The organism is Gilvimarinus sp. 1_MG-2023, from assembly GCF_030548285.1.
The window spans coordinates 1-268 of record NZ_JAUOSC010001078.1 but is presented as its reverse complement, the minus strand read 5'-3'; the positions used below and the strand labels follow the sequence as shown (position 1 = coordinate 268).

Annotated in this window: 1 pseudogene; it reads right to left on the bottom strand. The window is 64.9% G+C overall.

The annotated features are described in order from the left end of the window. Nucleotides 1-268: pseudogene (locus tag Q4563_RS20180) on the bottom strand (polyphosphate kinase 1); the annotation flags it as partial.

Genomic DNA, 268 nt, shown 5'->3' with positions numbered 1-268 from the left:
CAGCAGCTCCAGCACTGGCGTGAAGCTTTCGTATGGATGGTGCAGCAGGATGTCGCCCTGGCGGATGGCGTCAAACACGTTGGAACTGGTGGCCACCTGCCTGACCGTTGCCGGCACGTGCGGCGGGTATTTCAGCACCGGTTTGTCGACCATGTCGGGCACCTGCAGCAGGCGCACCAGGTTCACAGGCCCTTTGACGCGGTAGCAGTCCGCGTCGGTCAGGCCGAACTCCTGCAGCAGTCGCACCACCAGCGCGGGCGACGTGTCG